This is a genomic window from Rhizobium sp. LC145, assembly GCF_001005825.1.
Classification (GTDB): Bacteria; Pseudomonadota; Alphaproteobacteria; order Rhizobiales; family Rhizobiaceae; genus Neorhizobium.
This window is the reverse complement of the sequence record NZ_LBHV01000010.1, coordinates 25,307-43,669: the sequence shown is the minus strand read 5'-3', so window position 1 is coordinate 43,669 and position 18,363 is coordinate 25,307. Positions and strand designations below refer to the sequence as shown.

Genomic DNA, 18,363 nt, shown 5'->3' with positions numbered 1-18,363 from the left:
ACCCTGAAAGCCGAAGCGGCGGGATGAACGCCATGGACCAGTCCGTCGTGAGCGAGGCCGAACGCGAGATCGAGAAACTGATGGCCCTTCATCCGAAGGGCTTCGACCTCTCGCTCGAGCGCATTTCCCGGCTCCTGGAAGTGCTCGGCAATCCGCATCTCAAGCTGCCGCCGGTCATTCATATCGCCGGCACCAACGGCAAGGGTTCGGCGACGGCCTTCTGCCGCGCGCTTCTCGAGGCGGGCGGCTATGCCGTGCATGTCCACACCTCGCCGCATCTCGTCAATTGGCATGAGCGCTATCGGATCGGCGTCAAGGGCGGCCGCGGCAGGCTGGTCGACGATGCCTTGCTTGCCGATGCCTTGCGCCGCGTCGCCGCCGCCAATGGCGGCCAGACGATTACGGTCTTTGAAATCCTGACCGCGGTGACTTTCCTGCTCTTCTCCGAACAGCCCGCCGATGCGGTGATCCTGGAAGTCGGTCTGGGCGGCCGTTTCGACGCCACCAATGTCATCGCCGATCCGGCCGTTTCGGTTATCATGCCGATCTCTCTCGATCATCAGGCCTATCTCGGCGATCGGGTGGAACTGATCGCGGCAGAAAAGGCCGGCATCATGAAGCGCGGTCGCCCGGTGGTGGTCGGCCAGCAGGAATTCGATGCGGCGCGCGAGGTTCTGGTCGCCACAGCCGAACGGCTCGGCTGCCCGCTGGCGGTCTATGGGCAGGATTTCTCAGGCCATGAAGAGTTCGGCCGGCTGATCTATCAGGACGAATTCGGCCTTGCCGATCTGCCGCTGCCGCGCCTGCCGGGCCGGCATCAGCAGGCCAATGCCGCCGCTGCCATTCGGGCCGTCAAGGCGGCGGGTTTCGCCGTCACGGAAACGATGATGGAAAAGGCCATGGCAAGCGTCGAGTGGCCGGCACGGCTCCAGGCGCTGACCGAAGGCAAGCTCCTGCAATATGCTCCGGAAGGTTCCGAGATCTGGCTGGATGGCGGGCACAATCCCGGTGCCGGCGAGGTGATCGCCGAGGCCATGGCGGCCTTCGAGGAGCGCCAGCCGCGCCCGCTCTACATCATAGCCGGCATGATCAACACCAAGGACCCGGTCGGTTATTTCCGGGCCTTTGCCGATATCGCCGAGCATGTCTTCACGGTTGGAATCCGCGATAGCGAATCGGGCCTCGATCCGGTGGCGCTTGCGCAATCCGCCTTCGATGCGGGGCTGGTGGCTGAGCCTGCCGGCTCCGTGGCGGAGGCTCTGCAAGAGATCGCCCGCCGGCAGGTGCCGGGCCGGCCCGCGCCGCGCATCCTGATCGGCGGCTCGCTCTATTTCGCCGGCAATGTGCTGGCGGACAACGGCACGCCGCCGAAGTAGCTCTAAAACACATCGACGATAGGCAAAGAAAAAGCCCGGCCGCAGGGAATAGGCCGGGCTTTTCATTCTGGCATGCTGGAGAGGTTATGCGGCGCCGGAAATCCAGGAGGAAAGGGCGGTCTTCGGAGCAGCGCCGACCTTGATATCGGCCACTTCACCGCCCTTGAAGATGGCGAGCGTCGGGATCGAGCGCACGCCGAACTGGGCAGCCAGTTCCGGGTTTTCATCGATATTCAGCTTGGCGACCTTCACCTTGCCGGCAAGCTCGGTGGAGATTTCCTCGAGGCTCGGGGCGATCATCTTGCACGGGCCGCACCATTCGGCCCAGAAATCCACGACTACCGGCTCGGCGGAGTCCAGGACTTCGGTCTGGAAATTGCTGTTGTCGACTTTCACGGTGGCCATGAGGCACTCCTTCCGGGTCTTTATGTTGAAACAAATGTGATGCCGAAAAAGGCAAGTTTCAATGGTGGCTATCTCACTTTGTCTTGATCTCCGCAAGCGAGCGTGAAAGCAGCTCGTCGGGCAGCGGAATGACACTGGCGTTTTCGGTATAGACGAGTACGCAGTCGAAGATTCGGCCGGGATAAAGCGGCTTCAGGATCTCGCGATAGATGGCAAGCTGCGCCCTATAGGCGAGAGGAACCTCCTGCGGCCCATCCGGTGGCACGCGGTTCGTCTTGTAGTCGAGAATGGTGACCCTGATATCCGTGACAGCCAACCGGTCGATACGGCCGGAGATCGCATGATCCTTGCCCTCCAGCGTCAGCGTCCCCATGACGGAGACTTCTGCTCGAGCATGGGCGGAGAAGACAGTTTCGAGGACGGGATGCGAAAGCACGGCGAGCACGCGGCGAACGAGCCCTTCGCGTTCCTCGGAAGGCCAGTAACGAGCAGCCCGTTCGGCATAGCGTCGCGCGGCGGCTTCCCGCTCGGCCTCGGGGAAGTCCGGCAGCGTCTGCAACATGCGATGAACGAGGCGGCCCTTCTGCAAGGCAATGCCGGGCAGGTGCTTTTCGCCGAAGAGCGGGGAGGTGACGATGAGATCGTCCGTCTCGTCCTCCACCATCGTGCCGGCGCCGGACGGGCTGAGCGGCCGCGGCAGGATTTTCTGCGGCGGAAGCGGTCGCCGGAGAGCTTCGGGCAGCGGCAGTTTTTCCGAATGCGCTCCGCCTTTCGCCCCTCCCTGCGCGATACGGCCGGCAACGACCGGCAAGCGCCAGCGCAACCCCTCCCACTCGCCGTCCGGTCCGGTGAAGGTGGCGGGGGAGCAATGGCTCTCATGGGCGGCCAGCGCCGAAGCGATCATCGAATGCCAGGTATCGGGATTTTCGCGGGCGCCGCGATAGCCGCAGACGATCAGCCGGTCGGCCGCCCGCGTCATGCCGACATAGAGCAGCCGGCGATATTCTTCTTCCGTGGCCGTCCTGATCCGCTCGTCATCCGCCACCGTGAAGGGATTGGAAAGCATCTTTCCCGGAACCCAGGCAGGCACTTCCTCGCCGTCGATCCTGAGCAGGCGGAATTTCGGCACATGCGAGGAGATGAAGGCCTTGGACCCGCCATCGACCAGGAACACCACCGGCGCTTCCAGACCCTTGGAGGCATGAACGGTCATGATCCGCACCTCGTTGCGGCCGCTATCCTGCTCGCGCTTGATTTCCGGTGACTCGATTTCGAGTGTCGCCACGAAGCTTTGCAGGCCGGGCAGGCCCTTGGTCTCATGGTCGAGCGCGAAGGTCAGAAACTCGTCGAGAATGTCGCCGGCCTCTGTCCCGAGCCGGCCGAGGAATTTCCGGCGGCCTCCGAGGGGCCCCAGAATCCGGGCAAAGAGATCATGCGGACTGAGCTGCCGCGACAGGTCGAAAAGACGGCTCAGCCGTTCCGCGGCATCCCGGAAGCGCAGCGGCTGTTCCTCGGAAAGGGCGAGGAGCTGGTTCCAGGCGCTCGAACTTTCCGGCCGAAGTGCGGCGACTTCAAAGACGTCTTCTTCCGAAAGGTTGAAGAGCGGGCTCTTCAAAAGGGCGGCGAGCGAAAGGTCGTCCTGCGGCAGCACCAGGAAACGTCCGAGGGCGAGCAGGTCCTGCACGGCGATATGGCTGGTCAGCCGCAGGCGGTCGGCGCCGGCAACGGGGATATTGTCGCGGCGCTTCAGTGCTCGGGTGAGTGCGTTGACGAAGGCATCGCGCTTGCGCACCAGAACGAGAATGTCGCCCGGCTCGATCGGCCGTTCGGCGCCCTTTTCGATGATGGTTTCCTTGCCGATCATTTCGCCGATCGCATGGGCGATGCGGGCGGCCAGGATCGCGGAGGGCGCCTTGTCGGGCGTCGCATCGAAGGGAGCGGTCCAGTCCTCGTCCGTTTCGGAAACTTCCGGAGCCACCATGTTCCAAAGATCGACGGCACCGGGATGGCCGATGCGGTTCGAGCGATGCTGCACCGGTTCTCCGGTAGCGCTCAAGCCCCTTGCGTTCTCGGCAAGAGAAAACACCTGATCGACGGCTGCGAGCACGTTGGCGGTGGACCGGAAGGAAAGCGGCAGCCGCACCGGATTGAAACTCTGGCCGCTGGCGCGCACCCGCTTTTCCGTTTCGCTGCGCTCTTCGGCGAAACGCTCCGGCCGCGCGCCCTGAAAGGAATAGATCGACTGCTTCTCGTCGCCGACCGCGAAGATGGTGCGGCGCGCCTCGCGGGAACTGTTGCCCGAATAGAAATCCTCGGCGAGCGATTTGATGACCGTCCACTGTACCGGGCTCGTATCCTGAGCCTCGTCGACGAGGATATGGTCGATACCCTGGTCGAGCTTGTAATGCACCCAGGCGCCGACCCCTTCGCGGGTCAGGAGTTCGGCGGTTCGGGCGATCAGGTCCTCGAAATCGAGCAGGCTGCGCTGCTTCTTGAGCTGCTCGTAATCGCCGTTCAGCCGCTCCGCCAGGACCAGCGCCGCCCTGGTGGCGGAAAACATCCGCAGCAGGCGAAGCCGCTCGCGGGAGGCGGCAACATGCGCGCGGGCGGCGGCTACCGCTTCGGCAAGATCGGGCGCGGCATTCGTGATCGCCTTGGCGATCAGCATGGAATCCGCCTTCGGCTTGCCCTCCCTGGTGAGGAATATCTGTTCCAGATATTGCGCCCGCTTGAAGGCATCCGCCTCCCTCGCGACCATCCGCAAGCCGTAGGCGACCTCGGTAACTCTCTGCCCGCCATTCTGGTCGGCAAGCACGAGATAGAGGTCGAGCGTGGCTCCGAAGAGGCTGGGGAGCGGCCAGTAACCGGCTGCGATCGTCTCCTCCGTCTCGCCGGGTGCAAGCCCGAAGGCGCGCCGGAGCTCGCCCTCCACGCCGCCATGCCGCTCCGCATGGGCGATGAACCGCTGGATGGCGCTCCGGTTGGAAATGATATCGCCGAGCAGGGTCTCCAGGCCGAACTCGTCGCCGAGATCGAGCACATGCGCGAAGGCTTCGGCGAGATCGGGGTCATCCTCCGCCGAAGTGGCGGTCAACAGAGACCGCCGGGCTTCGGCGAGCAGGGCGGATGCCGCCCGGTCGTCGAGTACGGAAAAGTGGCCCGCGACATTGGCCTCCAACGGAAACTGGTGCAGCAGCGCCTCGCAGAAGGCGTGGATGGTCTGGATCTTCAGTCCGCCCGGCGTTTCCAGCGCCTTGGCGAACAGGCGGCGCGCTTCCGCAAGTTTCAACGAATCCGGCTCATGACCTTCGATGGCGGCGATCCTTCGGCGCAGCTCCTCATCGGAAAGAACTGCCCATTCGGCAAGCCGTTGGAACACGCGGTTCGACATTTCCGAGGCCGCGGCCTTCGTGTAGGTGAGGCAGAGGATGGAGGAAGGACGGCAGCCGGACAGCAGAAGCCGGATGACCCGTTGCGTGAGCACATGCGTCTTGCCGGAACCCGCATTGGCCGAAACCCAGGCGGAGCTCACCGGATCGGAGGCGAGCGATTGCTGCACCGTCGTCCAGTCGATCCATTTGCCGGGATCGTCGTCTTCCGGATGCATGTTATTCATCCGCTTCGGCCTCCTCATCGTCGGCGGTGGACCATTCCGCCACGCGGGCGAGATGATCGTATTCGCCGCCGAAATCGCCCTGCTTCACCGGGATAAGGCGGGAGGCGAAGCCCTTCTCTCCGGTTTGAAGCGTGGTGACGAAGCGGGTGAGCTGATCGACGGATTCCTGGGCAAGTTCCATTGCGGATTTGGGATTCGTCTTGGCTCCCTCGTTGTTCACCTTGTCGAGCTTGAAGCGATCTCCCGGCTTGAGCCGGACGTAAAGCAGGTCGTCGGGCCGCTGGGCGCCGAGTTCCCGGAAGCCGCCGGCCATCAGGGCCGCGGCCTCCAGCGCGAGCTGCGGATCGAGGAGCGAACGGGCTTGGGGAGCCGAGGGGCTTGAGCCGGTCTTGTAGTCGACGATGTCGGCAAGTCCGGAACCCTTGATGTCGATCCGGTCCGCGATGCCGGTGAGCCGTATGCCGGCCGCTTCGATTTCCCAGCCGGCCGCCACCTCCGTGTAGGTCCGGCGGATATCCGGCGCGCGCCCAGCCTCCCAGCGGAGGAATTCCTCCGCGACGGCGGCAAAGCGCGGCCGCCAGACACGGTCGATATGCGGCGCAAGCTGCTCTGCGTCGAAGAGTTCCGCGATGATCCTCGCCATCGCCTCCCGCGAGGCTGGCGAACCGGGAACGTGACCTTCCCGCGTATAGCGGTCGATGATCGCGTGATAGAGCGTGCCGCGCTCGGATGCACCGGGATCGCGATTGAAGGGGTCGAGCGGGTCGAGCTTCAGGATGCGCCTGGCATAGATGGAATAGGGATCGCGCCTGAACCGGCCTACTTCGCTGAAGGAGTATTTCTTCGGCTGCAGCCCGGCCGGCGGCCGTGGCGCCGGACGCCTCGCAGGAGGCTGGTTCTCGCCGGCATCGATCGCCGTTGCCCATTCCCGGTAAAGGTCGCCGCGCGCCTTCAGCGCCCTGGCGAACTCTTCGCCACCGAGCGCCAGAAGCCTCTGCAGCCAGCGTGAAGCAACGGTCGGCGTCGAGCCTTGCCTGAGCGAGCGGGAATAGATGAGATGCCTTGTGCCGCTCGCCATCGCGAAATCATGCGCGAGCTGGCCGATCCGCCGTTCCGGCGGCTCGAGACCCATTTCCGTCTTCATGGTGCGGGAGAGGAAGGGATTGTTGACAGTCTGGCCGGGCCAGGAATCTTCGTTCAACCCGCCGAGGATCATGGTATCGACGCTTTGCAGCCGTGCTTCCAGCGTGCCGAAGATGAAAACGCGCGGATGGGCGAGCGAACGGGGCTTGACCGCCTCGCCGGTCGTCAACGCCATGACGATATCGATCCATTGCGGACCGTCCGCCTCCATCTGGCCCTCGGTCTCGATGACCTCCGCAAGAAGCGAGGAGAGCCTTTCTCCCGCTTCTCCCGACCAGAGAGGAGAGAGATCGCCACGCTCGTCCACCGCAAGTGCTTCCAGCACGCGGCCGGTTCTTGCCGCCCAATCGGCAAGCGCGAGCCTGTTGGTGAGGCCGAGCCCATCCGGCCGGCGCCGGGCAAAGGCCGAGGCGAGCGGCTCGACGGCAGCCGAAAGGCGTTTGGCGAGATCCCGCGCCCTGTCCGCCGATCCTTCCGGCAGCGACAGCCGCCAGCGCGGGGTACGGCCGTCCTCGGCCTGACGCGCCAATTGTTCTTCCAGGACCGGTTCCAGCGCGGAGATGTCGAGTTCTCCAGTGCCGCCGCGCAGGCCCAGAAGCTCCAGCGCTTCGGCGGCTTCCCGAACGAGGCGGGCATCGAGGCCGAGCCTGAGCAGCGGATGCTTGAGGAGGGCGGCGATCGCCACCGGATCGCCGGGTCTGAGCGCCGCTTCCAGCACGAGCTGGGTCAGCGTGCCCTGCGGCGTGCCGGAAAGCGGCGTGCCGGCCGAATCGTCGGCGACGATCCCGAACCGGGAAAGCTCGGCGGTGACGCGGCGGGCTAGCGCCCGGTCCGGGGTGATGAGGGCGGCCTGAGAGAAGTCGCCGTTCCTGCCAGGCTGTTCGAGCGCCAGCCTCAGCGCGATTGCGATCGCGACCGCTTCCTCGCGCTCGTTGGCCGCCTCAATCAGCGAAACATCCGCAAAAGCGCTTTCGAGCAGGCCGGGATCGGCCTCGTTCCGCCATTCGCTCCACCGATCGGTCGCCTTTGCCGGCGCCAGTGCCCTTGAAAGTGCGGCGGCCCGAAAATCGAGCGCGGCGGAAACCTCGCCCAGCGTCTCGACCTCGCCGCGCTCCACCTGCATCTTCTTGAGCAGGCGCGAAAGCCCGAATTGCGGATGGCTGCGGCCCGTGGGATCGGCCCTGCCGTCGCTCCGGTCCTCGCCGATCATCGACCATTCCTCGTCGGACATGGCAAGGTCGAGGCCGGGCAGGATCACGGCACCGTTCGGCAGCGCGGCGATCGCGGAAATCAGTTCGGCCGCCGCCGGAACCGATCCGGTCGAGCCGGCGACGATCACCGGGCCCTCGGGGCCACGCTCCGAGATGCGCCTGGTCTCGCCCTTCAAGAGCGCCGCTCGATGCCTTGCGGGAGAGGAACGGCGCAGCTCCTCCAACCGCATCGGCCAGAAGGCGCTGGCGATCGACAGGAACTCGGCGGTCAGCTGCCACCAGAGGGCGTGTTCGCCCGTGTCGAGTTTCTTGAGGTCCGCCCAGTCGCGCTCCTCGGTCTCGATGGAATCGATGAGCTCGGCAAGCGCGCGGGCAAGCCAGATGGCGTCCGCCGGGCTTGCCGGTGCGATCAGTGGCGATTGCTGATGCACGTCGACCACGGCTTTCGGGAGCTGGTTTCGCCAGGCAAGGATCAGCCGGCCGAGCTCGAGAAGCCGCGCCGTGCCGCCAATCGGCAATGCGAGGTCCATCTCCTCCGGCGCGACGAGATCGAAAAAGCCGCTGTCGTCATCCGTTTCGCCGAGCGGCCGGATGACCGGCAGGATGGCGGAGCGACCACCGAGAAGATCGACGAATTCGGAGCGTAGCACGCGGGCTGCGCGGCGAGTCGGCACGAATATGGTAATGCCCGCCAGCGAAAGCGGATCGCCTGGATCGTAGCGGAAACCATCCGTGAGGCGTCCGGCAAGAAGCGCGGCGGCCACCGTCTTGAGAAAGGGCGCAGCCGGCGGGATGGTCAGAACCCGCTTCTGTCGGGCCGCGCCCAAGGCTTAAACCTCCACCGGCAGCCGGGCGATCACCGCCTCCGCTTGCGGAAGCGCCTCGGGTGTGCCGACGGTGATCCAATGCCCTTCCATGACGAGGCCATGGAGCCGGCCGTTCGCGATCGCGCGGTCGAAATAGATGTTGAGATTGAAGGCATCCTCCGGCGCATCGTCGAAAAGCGAGGAATGCATCACGATCGCGCCTGCATAGACGACTGGATTGTCGCCGCCTTCCCGGTAACGAGAAAGCCGGCCATCCGGATCGAGCTGGAAATCCTTCTTGCCGTTATGGCCGGTGGTGCGCTCGAGCGGTACGCACAGCAGCGCCATGTCCATGGTCGCGGGGTCGAAGAATTCCGCAAGCCGCTGCAGATTGGTCTTCCTGCCCGGTATTTCGCCGATCCAGAAGAGGTCGGCATTCATGACGTAGAGCAAGCCCGGCTCCAGCAGCCGCAGGCCCTTTGCAAGCCCGCCGCCGGAATTCATGAGGTGCGCGCGCTCGTCGGAGATCAGGATCTCCATGCGCGGATAGGCCTGGAGATGCGCTTCCACGCGGTCGGCGAAATGATGCACGTTGACGGCGGCGCAGGTAACGCCGGCATCGGCCAGCACATCCAGCGCATAGTCGATCATCGGCCTGCCGGCGACCGGCACCAGCGGCTTCGGCATCGTATCGGTGATCGGGCGCATGCGGGTGCCGAGCCCCGCGGCGAGCACCATGGCCTGTGTGATGGTCATGTGGAACCGTATTCTATGATTCGGGCAGGTCTATTCCAGCCTTATGGCACCAATCGCGCAAGGGGGCGAGCGCTTCGTGCCGGAGCGCGGCCGCAAGATAGCGAAGCGTGCGCGGCATATGCTTCATGTAGCCGGGCTTGCCGTCACGCTCCTTCAGTCTTACCCACAGGCCGGCAAGCTTGCAATTGCGCTGTGCCGCCATGATCGAAAATGCCTTCAGGAAGGCCGGTTCGTCGAAGGGGCTCGAGGGAGAGCTAAGCGAGCGGCGCAGCGTCACATAGTCCACCATCATCTGCTCGGCGAGCGTTGCCGGGACATCCGCCCGCGCATCCTGCACGATCGCGGCGAGGTCATAGGCCGTCGGACCGATCATTGCATCCTGGAAATCGATGATGCCGATCCGGTGCACGCCGGATTCGTGCGGGCGCCAGATGATGTTCGGGGAATGGAAGTCGCGAAGAAGAAGGTTTCTTTCCGAGCCTTCCAGCTCGCGGATTAGCCCGTCCCAGATCGCAAGATAATCCTGCCGTTCCTCTTCGCTCGGCTGTGCGCCGCGTTTCCACGGCAGGTGCCAGTCGAGGAGAAGCCGGGCCTCCATCTTCATCGCCGTCGGATCGAAATCCGGGATGTGGTGGACATGGGCATCGGTGACCGGAATGTCCTGGCTCACCTGATGACCATGCAGAAAAGCGAGGCAGGCGACGCTTTCGCGGTAGCGATCCGCGATCGGCCGGCCGCTCTCGTCGAGGACGCCCTCGCGGCCGAGATCCTCGATGACGAGAATGCCCTGCTCATAGTCGGCGTTGAAGACCTGCGGTGCCGCAAGCCCGATTTCCCGCAGATAGCCGGCGATCGCCACGAAGGGGTAGGCATCCTCGGCGATGTGCGCCACCTTGGGATAGGGCTTTCCGTCGAGCACGGGAGGACCTTCCGGCTGGCGAGGCCAATCCATCAGGATGAAGTCCCTGCCGTCCGCCGTCCTCAGCGTCTCGTAGGCGCGTACGGAAGCGTCGCCGGTGAGATACCGGCGACGGGCGCCCGCATAGCCCCAGCCGGTGAGCGCGTCGCGGATCGCCAGCACGCGGCGGATGCGCTTCATCCGCTCTTCCGGCGCGGTGATGGTGGCGACACGGCCGGAGCCGCGGTGCTCCAGTTTCAGCGTGATGCGGCTGTCGGGCAACAGGTCTTCGGCGATCTCCGGCCATTCGACGATGCAGATGCCGTTCGAAAGCGCCTCGTCGAAGCCGAGTTCGTCGAGCTCGGAAGCGTCCCCAAGCCGGTAGAGATCGAAATGCGCGACGGGAATTCTCAGGTCGTAACTCTGGACCAGCGTGAAGGTCGGGCTCGGCACTTCCAGATCGTCATCATCGGCAAGGGCTCGCAGCAACGCCCTGGCGAGCGTCGATTTGCCGGCGCCGAGATCGCCGGAAAGCGCGAGACAATCCCCGACCTTCAGTGCAAGGGCCAGGTCCTCGCCGAGCCGCATGGTTTCGGCTTCGCCGGGAAGATCCAGGATGATGACGGTCTGGCCGTTCATTCGGCGGCGACGGAATGGAATGTGGTGCCGCTCGGTATCCGGCAGGTCACGGTCGTGCCCTGGCCGGGACGGCTGTCGATCGAGACTTCGCCCTTGTGCAGGGTGACGAAGCTCTCGACGATGGAAAGGCCGAGGCCCGCGCCGCTGCGCTTGCCGCCCTTCGCGCTGGAGGAGAAGCGGTCGAAGACCGTCTTCAGCATATCCTGCGGAATGCCCGGTCCCCGATCGGAGACGGAGAAGTATACGTCGCCGCTCTCCTTCCAGCAGGTAAGCGCTATCTCGGAGCCCTCGGGCGCGAAATTGGCGGCATTGGTCAGAAGCTTGAGGAGAATCTGCTTCAGCCGCTGCTGGTCGGCGACGACGGTGCCGAGACCGGCCGGCGCGGTGATCGCCAGCGTCACGCTGTTTTCCTGCAGGCGGTCGGCGATCTGCATGGCCACGTCGTCCAGCAGATCGTCTATGCTCGCTTCCGAGTAATGGAGCTGCATGATGCCGGCATCGAGGGTGGCGAGATCCAGGATGTCGTTGACGATCGTCAGCAGCACGGAGGACGAGGTCGAGATATGGTCGACATATTCGGCCTGCCGCTCGTTGAGCGGCCCGAGGCCCGGCGTCTTCAAGAGATCGGTGAAGCCGATGATGTTGGTGAGCGGCGAACGCAGCTCGTAGGAAACGTGCTGGACGAAATCGTTCTTGATCTCGTCGGCCCTGCGCAGCGCCTCGTTCTTCTCCTTGAGCGCCCGTTCGGCCCGCGCGCTCGCTGTCATGTCGACGAAGGTGAACATGGTCTGCGCGTTCGGCAGCGGCGTCACCGCATAATCGAGGATCAGGCCGGAATAGAGCTCCAGCGTTCCCTGCAGCGAGGGACGTTCGTCATCGAAATTAGTCAGCATCTGGCCGAACCGGCGCCAGCCGTCCGGCTTGTCATAGGAGGCGGCGCAGGCTGCGTCGATGTCGCGGATATGCGTGCCGGGTTTGGCTTCTTCCGCGGTGATGCCCCATAGCGCCCGGAAGGCGGGATTGGAAAGCCGCATGCGTCCGTCCGGCCCGAATACCGCGACCGCTTCGGCAAGGTGGTCGATCGTCTCGCCCTGGACCTTCACGAGCGTGTTGTAGCGGGTCTCCAGATCGACCTGCTCCGTCAGGTTCTCGAAAACCCAGGTGGCTCCGCCCTGCGGATGGGCCGTGGCGATCACGCGCAGCGTCTGGCCGTTCGGCAGGTGCCACAGATTGGTTTGCGTTTCGGTGGACTGGTAGACGGAGAGCGCCGACTCCTTCCAGCTCCGCCAGCTCAACTGCTCCGGCAGCTTGCTGTCGCTGCGCAGCTTGTCGAGGAGCTCGCTGTTGTCCGGGCGGGATTCGAGGAAGGGCAGGCTCAGGCCCCAGAGCTGCGCGAAGGCCTGGTTATAGAATTGCAGCCGCCTGTCGCGATCGAAGATGGCAACGGGCGTCGCCAGATGATCAAGCGTTTCGGCATGGCTGCGCAGTGTCCGTTTCAGCTCTTCCCGCACGGCTTCCGCCTCGGAGACGTCGATCGCCATGCCGGCCGACCCGGTGGGCGCCACCACGTCGACGACCTCGAAAACGCTGCGGTTGCCGTGCACGACCGTCGAAAGCCGCTCGTGGAAGGGAGACGTGACGGTGGCCGTCGCGCGGATCTTTTCGCGGGTGATGGTGCCGAGCAGTTCCCGCGTCTCTTCGACTGCCTGGGCCGGGCTGCCGGCTTCGACCGCCTCTCCATAGGCCTGGTTCACCCAGGTGATCCGACCCTCGACATCGCGGCGCCAGACCGGCTGCTCGATCGCATCGAGCAGGGACTGGAAGAGCGCGATGGAACCGGTGAGCCTCTCCCGCTCGATCTTCAACTCGGCGAGTTCGGCGCGCAGATTGTTGAGCGCGATGAACCGAACGAAGGCCTTGCTTCCGGAAACCCGGCCCTGCACCTCGAGAATTTCGTCCCGCTGGGTCTCTACCACCATGTCGAAGCTGCGGGCGCCGCTGCGAAGCTGGTCGATCGCCTTTTCGAGCTCGCCCGCCGACGTGGCGCGAAGCCAGCGCCCGAAGGCGAGAAAATCCGGATCCTGCGCCGGCGCGCCGGTTTCGGCCGGAAGCTGGCCCAGGAATTCCGGGCGTGAGCCGGGGCCGTCCCACACCACGATGCGTCGGTTCTTGTCGGCGATCAGCGCCTCATATTTCGAGATCCGCTGCTGCGCGTCCGAAAGGGCGCTGCGCATCTCCTGGCTTTCGGCTTCCATATTGCCGCGCTGGCGGACCAGCCAGACGGCCGAGAGAAGAACGGCACCGAGCGCGCCGAGCGCCACGGAGGAGACGATGACTTCCATCGAGGAGAAAAGTCGTGAGCCCGCGGCACCGGCTTCTTGAGCGGCGGCCGTTCCGGCGAGCACCGATAGCGACGCGCCGCCGAGCAGCACGCTGCAGAAGCGCGCCAGCTTGCCCAGTTTCCTGCTGACCAGATCGCCGCGGAAAAATCCGCGGCGGCGCCATACGCCTGGCGTTCTTGCGCCGACGTCATGACGATCGGCCTGCCTGGACAGGCACTCTTCCTTTACCGACATACCCGGTCTGTCTCCGTCTAGTTGCCGCTCATCGACAAGACATACCATTCCGCACCTTGCCTCGAGCCGGTGCGAATCAATCGTTAAAACAATACCTTCTTGGGGAATCGCCGGGAAGGGACAGCCTCAAAAAAGAAGCCGCGGCTTTTGTCAAGGGCCGCGGCTACCATATCTTGTGGATTGGATGGGTAGGTATCAGTACCTGTAGTGTTCCGGCTTGAACGGGCCCTTGGGCGAGACGCCGATATAGGCGGCCTGTTCCTCGGAGAGTTCCGTCAGCTTCACGCCGAGCTTGTCGAGATGCAGCCGGGCGACCTTCTCATCGAGCTGTTTGGGCAGGATATAGACCTCGTTCTTGTACTGGCCCTGCTTTGTGAAGAGCTCGATCTGCGCCAGCGTCTGGTTGGTGAACGAGGCCGACATGACGAAGGAAGGGTGGCCGGTGGCGTTGCCGAGGTTGAGCAGCCGGCCTTCCGAAAGCAGGATGATGCGGTTGCCCTTCGGGAACTCGATCATATCGACCTGCGGCTTGACGTTGGTCCACTTGAGGTTCCGGAGAGCGGCGACCTGGATCTCGTTGTCGAAGTGGCCGATGTTGCCGACGATCGCCATGTCCTTCATGGCGCGCATGTGGTCGATGCGGATGACGTCCTTGTTGCCGGTGGTGGTGATGAAGATATCGGCGGTCGAGACGACGTCCTCGAGCAGGACGACTTCGAAGCCATCCATGGCGGCCTGCAGCGCGCAGATCGGATCGGCTTCGGTGATCTTGACGCGTGCGCCGGCGCCGGCGAGCGATGCGGCGGAACCCTTGCCGACGTCGCCATAGCCGCAGACGACCGCGACCTTGCCGGCCATCATCACGTCCGTGCCGCGGCGGATGCCGTCGACCAGCGATTCCTTGCAGCCGTACTTGTTGTCGAACTTGGACTTGGTGACCGAGTCGTTGACGTTGATCGCCGGGAAAGGCAGCAGGCCCTTCTTGGAGAGCTCATAGAGGCGGTGAACGCCCGTGGTGGTTTCTTCCGTGACGCCCTTGATGGCATCGCGCTGTTTGGTGAACCAGCCCGGCGATGCCTGGAGGCGCTTCTTGATCTGCGCGAAGAGGATTTCCTCTTCTTCCGAGCCCGGATTGGAAAGCACGTCCTCGCCCGCTTCGGCGCGGGCGCCGAGCAGGATGTACATGGTGGCGTCACCGCCGTCGTCGAGGATCATGTTGGAGAGGCCGCCATCGGTCCACTGGAAGATCTTGTCGGTGTACTGCCAGTATTCCTCGAGCGACTCGCCCTTGACGGCGAAGACCGGAATGCCGGCGGCGGCGATCGCGGCTGCGGCATGATCCTGGGTGGAGAAGATGTTGCAGGAGGCCCAGCGGACCTCGGCGCCGAGCGCCGTCAGCGTCTCGATCAGCACGCCGGTCTGGATCGTCATGTGCAGCGAGCCGGAAATGCGGGCGCCCTTCAGCGGCTTCTGTTCACCGAATTCGGCGCGGCAGGACATCAGGCCCGGCATTTCCGTTTCGGCGATATCGAGTTCCTTGCGGCCGAAAGCGGCAAGACCGATATCGGCGACGATGTAATCCTTGTCAGTGCTCATGAAGCTCTCCAGCTCAGATTGGCCACGCGCCGGCGAAATCGCGGCACGCGACGGGACTTCGCCCGCCTCGGGGGAGGGCGGGTGCTGGCATCGGGATGTATCAGGCTTCGCTGCTGGAGGCAACGGGACATAAAGAAGTCTTTATGTCTTTATGTCCCGAGAGTGGGGCTATTCGGGAAAGGTCAGGCTTCCTCGCCGAACTTGTCGGCAACCAGCCGCTCGAGCGCGTCGAGCGCTTCTTCGGCCTGGCGGCCGCTGGCGCTCACCTCTACGCTGCAGCCGGGGCTGGCCGCCAGCATCATCAGGCCCATGATTGAGGTCCCGCCGACGGTGGTGCCGTCCTTCGAGACGGTTATCTCGGCGTCGAAGCTCTCGACCATCTGCACGAATTTCGCGGAAGCGCGCGCATGCAGCCCGCGTTTGTTGACGATCAGGAGTTCGCGGGAAAGGGGCGGCATGGAGGTGGCTGTTCTCATTTCCCGCTGAGCACGCGGCTGGCGACGTTGATGTATTTGCGGCCCGCATCGGAGGCCTCGACCAGCGCTCTTTCCATGTTGTTGTCGCTGCGCACGCCGGCGAGCTTGATCAGCATGGGAAGGTTGACGCCGGCGATCACTTCCGTCTTGCCACTGTCCATGACGGATATGGAAAGATTGGACGGAGTTCCGCCGAACATGTCGGTGAGGATGATCACGCCGTGACCGTCATCGGCGCGGGCGACCGCATCCACGATGTCCTGACGCCGCTGGTCCATGTCGTCTTCAGGGCCGATCGATACTGTCTCGATAAACTTCTGTGGACCTACGACATGCTCCACCGCATGACGAAACTCCTCAGCCAGCTTGCCATGTGTGACAAGCACAAGTCCGATCATGAAAACTGCCCCCTGCTACAGAACTCGCGGCCCATATCGCATCGCAACAAGGCCGTCCAGCGGTGGGAAGGCATCTTCGCCAAGTAGAAATGAAGTGCAAGTCAAAAATCTGCGGGTGGAAAGCTCAAAAAGGTATTTCCAGGCCGAAACGGGGAGCGAAGGCGGCCAGAACGGCAAGTGGATCCGGTGCGTTCCGCCAGATTCGCAGGAGCGGCAACGTGCCCGCGCCGGGGATGGAAAAAACCTCGTTTTCCGGCGGCAGGCGTTCTGCTTCCGGCAGGGAGACGAGCGAGACGGCAAGATGAAGCGTAGCCGAGGGGACGCTTTCGATGCGCGTGATGCCGCTGCCGCGGATCTCGATGAGACCGGCGATCGAGGCGGGGCAGGAGGCGATCAGCCGGTCGCCCTCGCGCGAAACGAGAACGCGGTCATCGGCCACCAGCGCGGAAAAGAGGCCCTGCCTGCGGGCGGCCGCCATGCAGGTGAGGGCGGTCAGGGATTTGCCGCTGCCCGATGGGCCGGCGAAGACGATACCGCTTTCGCCGATCACGATAGCGGTCGCATGAATATTGACCGGCGTGGGCGTCATGAGGGCTCGCCGGCCGGCAGCGACAGGATGAAGCGGGCGCCGACCGTTGCTCCGGTCTTGGGATCCTGAATGTTCTCGGCCCTCAGCGTGCCGCCATGTGCCTCGGCGATCTGCCGGCTGATGGAGAGGCCGAGGCCGGAATTCTGCCCGAAACTTTCTCCTTCCGGACGGTCGGTATAGAAGCGCTCGAAGATGCGGTCGATATCCTCGGCCTGGATGCCGGGACCGTTGTCCTCCATGGTGACGGTCACCTTGCCCTTGCCGTGGGAGAGGCGGATCGCGATCCGGCCGCCCTTTTCCGGTACGAAGGAGCGAGCGTTCTCGATGAGATTGGTTGTGATCTGGCCCAGCCTCAGATCGTGTCCGTTGACGACGAAGGCGGCTTTGTTGCCGGCCTTGCTGTCGATCGACAGGTCGATCTCGACCGGTTTCCGGTCGGTGCGGATCTGCCGCGAAATGTCCACCAGGTTGTTGAGCAGGCTTTCCATGTCGACCGGGGTGGAATCGGAACGGGCAAGCTCCGCATCGAGCCGGGAGGCGTCGGAAATGTCGCTGATGAGGCGGTCGAGGCGGCGCACGTCGTGGAAGATGATCTCGGTGAGCCGTTGCTTGGATTCCTCGGTCTTGGCGAGCGGCAGCGTCTCGACCGCGCTGCGGAGCGAAGTCAGCGGGTTCTTAAGCTCATGACTGACATCGGCGGCGAAGCTCTCGATCGCATCGATGCGGTCGTAGAGCGCCGTCGTCATTTCGCGAAGCGCGATGGAAAGATTGCCGATCTCATCCTGACGATAGGCGAAGTCGGGGATTTCCTCGCGCTGCTTGGCGCCACGGCGGACGCGGATGGCGGCGGCCGAAAGACGGCGCAGCGGATTGGCGATCGTCGACGAAAGCAGGAGCGAAAGCAGGATGTTGACGAGAGTGGCCACCCCGAAGACGCGCATGATGGCAAGACGCTCGGCATGCACGATCTTGTCGATATCGCCTGCCTGGGTCGAGAGCAGGAGGACGCCGAGCACCGCCCTGAATCGCTGGACGGGAACGGCGACCGAGACGATCAGCTCGCCGCGGTCGGTGACGCGCACGACCGCGCCGCGCACGCCGGTCAGCGCATTCATCACTTCCGGATAGATCGAGCCGTCGCCGCCCGGCGCCTCCTTGTAGGAGGGCAGATTGCCGGGCTGCAGCAGCCTGTTGAAGAGGCTCGCGAACCAGTCGCTCCAGCTTGTGGATTCGTTCTCCACCGGCGGCAGATCGAAGCGGAGCACCTGGCCGCGCGAATAGAGATGCCGGGAATCGAGCAGCAGATTGGCATCGGCATCGAAGAGGCGCGCGCGGGTCCTTGTCGGCGAGATCAGGCGGCGCAGCACCGGGGCGACGCGTTCCGGGTCGATCGGGAAGTCGAGGTCCTCATCGTTCGGTACCGGGGTGATGCTCTGGCCCGCCTGCAGCTCGAGCAATTTTTCCGGATCGATGGTGATCGAGTTCGTATCCACCGATGCCGATGCCGAGATCGCGCCGGCGATGATTTCGCCCTGGGTCAGCAGGCTCTCGACCCGGGCGTCGATCAGCCCCTCGCGGAACTGGTTGAGGTAGAGGATGCCGCCCACCAGGACGACGGTGGCGGCGATGTTGAAGAACAGGATGCGGCGGGTGAGGCTCGAGAACACCGCGTGGCCGAAAACCCGGCGTATCAGCGTGAAAGGATGCGACCAAAGGCGCCGCGGCACGCGCCGCGCCTCGGTTTCGGTCGTTCCCACGATGTCTCTGTCGAGCAGCTGATCTGCCACCTGCAGTCCTTCCGCCGAGCCCCTGGGGCGGTTCAAGGCCGAACGGAATGGTCCGGTCGGATGATCGGCCCGCCCGCAGACCTGGCCGATC

At 64.3% G+C, this 18,363-nt stretch carries 12 protein-coding genes; 1 reads left to right on the top strand and 11 read right to left on the bottom strand.

Features of this window, described 5'->3' with window-relative positions; translation table 11 throughout:
* Window positions 1-23 precede the first annotated feature (23 nt).
* A complete protein-coding gene (locus YH62_RS23250; protein WP_046796689.1) occupies window positions 24-1,376 on the top strand; it encodes a folylpolyglutamate synthase/dihydrofolate synthase family protein in 1,353 nt (450 codons plus the stop codon).
* A gap of 84 nt (window positions 1,377-1,460) precedes the next feature.
* Here YH62_RS23250 and trxA read toward each other — a convergent pair whose 3' ends face one another.
* The 11 genes from trxA to YH62_RS23195 form a co-directional block, all read right to left on the bottom strand.
* Window positions 1,461-1,781, bottom strand: coding sequence for a thioredoxin (trxA, locus tag YH62_RS23245; RefSeq protein ID WP_046796688.1), 321 nt, complete (start codon window positions 1,779-1,781; stop codon window positions 1,461-1,463).
* A gap of 73 nt (window positions 1,782-1,854) precedes the next feature.
* A complete protein-coding gene (gene addA, locus YH62_RS23240) occupies window positions 1,855-5,397 on the bottom strand; it encodes a double-strand break repair helicase AddA (protein ID WP_046796687.1) in 3,543 nt (1,180 codons plus the stop codon).
* Complete coding sequence (gene addB, locus YH62_RS23235; RefSeq protein ID WP_046796686.1) at window positions 5,390-8,578, bottom strand: double-strand break repair protein AddB; 3,189 nt, start codon at window positions 8,576-8,578, stop codon at window positions 5,390-5,392. Before addB ends, addA begins: the two co-directional genes overlap by 8 nt.
* A 3-nt stretch (window positions 8,579-8,581) precedes the next feature.
* A complete protein-coding gene (locus tag YH62_RS23230) occupies window positions 8,582-9,313 on the bottom strand; it encodes a nucleotidyltransferase family protein (RefSeq protein ID WP_046796685.1) in 732 nt (243 codons plus the stop codon).
* 13 nt (window positions 9,314-9,326) lie between these two features.
* A complete protein-coding gene (gene tsaE, locus YH62_RS23225; RefSeq protein ID WP_046796684.1) occupies window positions 9,327-10,850 on the bottom strand; it encodes a tRNA (adenosine(37)-N6)-threonylcarbamoyltransferase complex ATPase subunit type 1 TsaE in 1,524 nt (507 codons plus the stop codon).
* Window positions 10,847-13,426 carry a PAS domain-containing sensor histidine kinase gene (locus tag YH62_RS23220; protein ID WP_082118470.1) on the bottom strand — a complete coding sequence of 860 codons (2,580 nt, stop codon included), beginning with the start codon at window positions 13,424-13,426 and terminating at the stop codon, window positions 10,847-10,849. Before YH62_RS23220 ends, tsaE begins: the two co-directional genes overlap by 4 nt.
* A gap of 195 nt (window positions 13,427-13,621) precedes the next feature.
* Complete coding sequence (gene ahcY / locus YH62_RS23215) at window positions 13,622-15,022, bottom strand: adenosylhomocysteinase (RefSeq protein WP_046796683.1); 1,401 nt, start codon at window positions 15,020-15,022, stop codon at window positions 13,622-13,624.
* A gap of 182 nt (window positions 15,023-15,204) precedes the next feature.
* Entirely contained in the window at window positions 15,205-15,480 is a 276-nt protein-coding gene (locus YH62_RS23210) for an HPr family phosphocarrier protein (RefSeq protein WP_046796682.1), read from the bottom strand.
* A gap of 14 nt (window positions 15,481-15,494) precedes the next feature.
* Complete coding sequence (locus tag YH62_RS23205; RefSeq protein ID WP_046796681.1) at window positions 15,495-15,896, bottom strand: PTS sugar transporter subunit IIA; 402 nt, start codon at window positions 15,894-15,896, stop codon at window positions 15,495-15,497.
* Between the two features lie 124 nt (window positions 15,897-16,020).
* Window positions 16,021-16,485: a serine kinase gene (locus YH62_RS23200; protein ID WP_046796680.1), complete on the bottom strand. Its 465-nt coding sequence runs from the start codon at window positions 16,483-16,485 to the stop codon at window positions 16,021-16,023.
* Window positions 16,482-18,245, bottom strand: a complete 1,764-nt coding sequence (locus YH62_RS23195; RefSeq protein ID WP_280950078.1) for a sensor histidine kinase — start codon at window positions 18,243-18,245, stop codon at window positions 16,482-16,484. Before YH62_RS23195 ends, YH62_RS23200 begins: the two co-directional genes overlap by 4 nt.
* Window positions 18,246-18,363: the final 118 nt, after the last annotated feature.